The organism is Terriglobales bacterium, assembly GCA_035624475.1.
Taxonomy (GTDB): Bacteria; Acidobacteriota; Terriglobia; order Terriglobales; family Acidobacteriaceae; genus DASPRL01.
The window spans coordinates 1-4,280 of sequence record DASPRL010000158.1; the positions used below are offsets into that span (position 1 = coordinate 1).

4 protein-coding genes are annotated in these 4,280 nt (G+C 65.3%); all 4 read right to left on the reverse strand.

The window, feature by feature from the left end:
- Positions 1-1,057: outer membrane beta-barrel protein (locus VEG08_06525; protein HXZ27640.1), on the reverse strand; the 1,057-nt coding region annotated here is incomplete at its 3' end.
- Between the two features lie 124 nt (positions 1,058-1,181).
- Complete coding sequence (locus VEG08_06530; protein ID HXZ27641.1) at positions 1,182-2,444, reverse strand: hypothetical protein; 1,263 nt, start codon at positions 2,442-2,444, stop codon at positions 1,182-1,184.
- Positions 2,445-2,567: 123 nt separating this feature from the next.
- Positions 2,568-3,818, reverse strand: a complete 1,251-nt coding sequence (locus VEG08_06535) for a hypothetical protein (protein ID HXZ27642.1) — start codon at positions 3,816-3,818, stop codon at positions 2,568-2,570.
- A 123-nt stretch (positions 3,819-3,941) separates the two neighbouring features.
- Positions 3,942-4,280: hypothetical protein (locus tag VEG08_06540; GenBank protein ID HXZ27643.1), on the reverse strand; the 339-nt coding region annotated here is incomplete at its 5' end.

Here is a 4,280-nt window from a genome sequence, read left to right on the forward strand (position 1 = left end):
GGCTGGCGCTCAGCAGGTTGCTGATGCCGTTGGCGCTGATGTGGTCGCGCACATCGAAGCGGAAGCCCCAGTGCGGCGTCACGTAGTACTTGGCCCCTACGCCTACGTAGCCGACAAACGTGTTGCCCTGCACCGAGGTGATCAGCGTGGCGCTGTCGGTCTCGTTGTGCTCCTGGGCGCCGAAGATGTAGTCGTAATTGCCGGTGAGATTGATGGCAGGAACGTCCCCGGTGGTGTGCAGCACGCCCACCCCGACTGACGCATAGGGGATGAAGCGGCCGCTGGTCCAGAAGTTGACGTTCACGCCTCCGGTGAACTCGAAAGCCGCCCCCTGGTGGTTGACCAGAGTGGGGGTCGAGGTGATGCTGAGGATGGTGCAGGCACCGCAGGTGGTCAAGTTCTCGGTCCAGGCGGCGAGGAAGCTGTCGCTGGTGGCCTGGGTGTTGATCAAGCTCCCGCTGGTGAAGGCCAGATCGCCCATGTTGTAGTCGAAGTTCAATTCGGCGTTGATGCGGCGGTTGAAGTCATAGCTGACGCGCCCGCCCACCGTGCCGCCGTCCTGCCGTCGTACCACCGAACTGGTCAGCACCGGGTCCCAGGGCGTGATCTTGTCGTTGAGCACGTTGGGCGGTCCCACCAAGGCGTTAAGGGCGTCGACCCATTGGCTATAGAGCAACGCTCCGTCCCCGAAGTACCAGGAGGAAACGGCGCGGGTGGGTGAAGCAATGATGGTCAGGAACGGCGCGCCCGGGTTGGGCAGGTTGCTGGTCCCGGAAGTGGGGTTGATGGCGAACTGGTAGCCGCCGTGGATCTCGACCTCCCAGCGGCGGTCCGGGTCCGGCCCTTCCGAAGAAGCCGCCGCGGCGGCCGGCTTGGGGGTGGCAAAGGCCGCCGCCGCCGGGTTGTAGGGCGCCGGGGCCGTGCTGGACGAAGAGGCGGCCGCAACCGACGGTGCGGCGGGAGGCGCCTCCTGGGCGGCCGCCGGTAGGCTCACCAGCGCCACCACGACCACCATCACGCTTAGCAAGTAGAACCAGGCCCGAAGGCTAGTTTTCATTCCTCCCTCCTGAGATGCAGCGGGCCATTTTCCCCCACGCCCGCACGAATGTCTAGCAACTTCCCATGTTCTCAAGGCAAAAAAGGCCCGCGCTGAAGCGCGGGCCGGGTTGAGAGGTTGGACTCTAGAAGCGGAAGAACAAGCCCCCGGTCACGGAAACCTGGTGCAGCGCTCCCGAGCCGGAGAAGCTGTGGAAGTTGCTGACCGCCGGTCCCGACAGGCTGGACTGGCCAAAGCCCAGGGTCGGGTCGTTGCAGAACTCCACCCGAGGCGGCCCGGAGCCGTTGAGAATGCAACTTCCGGTTCCCGGAGCCACCAGCACCAGCGCAGGGCTGGCGCTCAGCAGGTTGCTGATGCCGTTGGCGCTGATGTGGTCGCGCACATCGAAGCGGAAGCCCCAGTGCGGCGTCACATAGTACTTGGCCCCCACGCCTACGTAGCCGACAAACGTGTTGCCCTGCACCGAGGTGATCAGCGTGGCGCTGTCGGTCTCGTTGATATTCTGGGTGCCACCCAGAGTGGCGAACTGATAGTTGCCCGTGAGATTGATGGCGGGGACGTCCCCGGTGGTGTGCAGCACGCCCACGCCCACTGACGCATACGGGATGAAGCGGCCGCTGGTCCAGAAGTTGACGTTCACGCCCCCCGTGAACTCGAAGGCAGCACCTTGGTGGTTGATGAGGGTCGGGGTCGAAGTGACCAAGACGTTGGTGCAAGCGCCGTCGCAGAAAGTGGGGCCGAGCCACTCGCTGAAGGCCGCCGCCCAGCTGTCGCTGGTGGCCTGGGTGTTGATCAGGCTGCCGCTGGTGAAAGCCAGGTCGCCCAGGTTGTAGTCGAAGTTCAATTCGGCGTTGATGCGGCGGTTGAAGTCATAGCTGACGCGCCCGCCCACCGTGCCCCCGTCCTGACGCCGCACCACCGAACTGGTCAGCACCGCGTCCCAGGGCGTGATGGTGTTGACCAGGATGCCTGTCGTAGCCGCCATCTGGTTGTAGAGCAGCGCTCCGTCCCCGAAGTACCAGGACGAGATGGCACGGCTGTCGTTGACGCCCAGGACAGTGCTGAACGGCGCGCCCGGGTTGGGAAGGTTGCTGGTGCCCGAAGTGGGATTGATAGCGAACTGGTAGCCGCCATGGATCTCCACCTCCCAACGGCGGTCCGGGTCCGGACCCTCCGAGGAAGCCGCAGCCGGAACCGGCTTGGGAGTGGCAAAGGCCGCGGCCGCCGGGTTGTACGGCGCCGGGGCCGGACTGGATGAAGAGGCTGCCGCAGCGGAAGGTGCCGCCGGAACCGCTTCCTGGGCGGCCGCCGGCAGGCTCACCAGCGCCACCACCGCCATCAATCCGAGCAACAAGAACCAGGCCCGAAGGCTGATAGAGCGCTTCATTACTTCCCTCCTGAGATGCAGCGGGCCATTTTCCCCCACGCCCGCACGAATGTCTAGCAACTTTCCATGTTCTCAAGGCAAAAAAGGCCCGCGCCGAAGCGCGGGCCGGGTTTCCAACTCGAGCTAGAAGCGGTAGAAGACGCCCGCAGTGATGGCGATCTGGTGCAGCGCTCCCGAACCCGAGAAGCTGTGGAAGTTGACGATAGGCGTCCCGCTCAGGGTGGCGACTTGCCCCACCACGCCGGGGGTGCAATCTTGGATGGTAGGATTCGACCCGGAGTAGATCGAACATCCCGGAGGCGCGCCTCCCAGGGTGGGAGCGGCGCTCAGCAGGGTGCTGATGCTGTTGGAGCTGATGTAGTCGCGCACATCGCCGCGGATGCCCCAGTGCGGGGTCACGTAGTACTTCAGCCCCGCGCCCACCACGCCCACGAACGAATGGCTGGCCACCGTACTCTGCAGGAGGGCGGTATCGGTCACGTTGGTGGTGATGCCGCCGAAGGTGTACTGGTAGTTCCCCACGAGGAGGGCGGCGGGAGTGTCACCGGTGTTGCCCAGGAACCCGACACCCACGGTGAAGTACGGGATCCAGCGCCCCGAGGTCAGGGCGTTGACATTCACCGCCCCGGTCAGCATGTAACTCGCCCCTTGGTGGTCGCGAAGCGCAACGGTCGAAGTAACCGTCGTGGCCGTGCACGCGCCGCAGAAGGGGGGAGCGTTGGGCTGGATCAGGGCGGCCTGCCAGCTATCGCTGGTCGCCTGGATGTTGGCTAGCGCCCCGTTGGTGAATCCCAACTCGCCTAGGCTGTAGTCGAAGGTGCCTTCGAGGGCGAAGCGGGGAGTCAGGTCGCGGCTGATGCGGGCACCGAACATGCCTCCATTCCGCCGCCTCACCACCGAATTGGTGAGCACGGCATCCAGCGGCGTGATCGTGTTGGTCAACAGCGGGTTCGCGGCAGCGGCTATGAACTGGTTCCACAGCAGAGCGCCATCCCCGAAGTAGAACGAAGGCACAGCGCGGCTGGTGTTGGGCCCTAGCAGGGTCGGGATGAGCGGCCCCGGATTGGGCAGGTTGGAGCTGCCGGACGTGGGGGTGTTAGCGAAGGCGCCGCCACCGTGGAACTCGACCTCCCACTTGCGGTCGGGGTCCGGACCCTCCGACGAAGCCGCAGCCGCCGGCTTGGGAGTGGCAAAGGCCGCGGCCGCCGGGTTGTAGGCCGCCGGAGCGGTGCTCGAGGACGAGGCGGCCGCCGCAACCGACGGTGCGGCGGGAGGCGCCTCCTGGGCGGCCACCGGCAGACTCACCAGCGCCACCACGACCACCATTACGCAAAGCAAGAACAACAAGGCCCGGAGGCTAATAGAGTGCTTCATTCTTCCCTCCTGAGTGCAGCAGGTCATTTTCCACTACGGCCGACTGGATGTCCAGATGCTTTCCATGACCCGGAAAAAAGAAGGGCCCACGCCGAAGCGCGGGCCCGGGTTGAGAGCTGGACTCTAGAAGCGGAAGAACAAGCCTCCGGTAACGCTCACCTGGTGCAGCGCCCCCGAACCGGAGAAGGTGTGGAAGTTCGAGATCGCCGGACCGGAGAGGCTGGAATTGCCCGCCGTGGCATCGTTGCAGAACACCAGGATGTTCGGGGCCCCGCCGGCGATTGCGCAGCCTCCCGTCCCCGCCGGCACCAGCACCACCGAAGGGCTGGCGCTCAGCAGGTTGCTGATGCCGTTGGCGCTGATGTGGTCGCGCACATCGAAGCGGAAGCCCCAGTGCGGCGTCACGTAGTACTTGGCCCCTACGCCTACGTAGCCGACAAACGTGTTGCCCTGCACCGAGGT

Bases quoted from the DNA above. Each gene is read 5' to 3' on its own strand.
- VEG08_06530 (HXZ27641.1), bottom strand. From the start codon at position 2,444: ATGAAGCGCTCTATCAGCCTTCGGGCCTGGTTCTTGTTGCTCGGATTG.
- VEG08_06535 (HXZ27642.1), bottom strand. From the start codon at position 3,818: ATGAAGCACTCTATTAGCCTCCGGGCCTTGTTGTTCTTGCTTTGCGTA.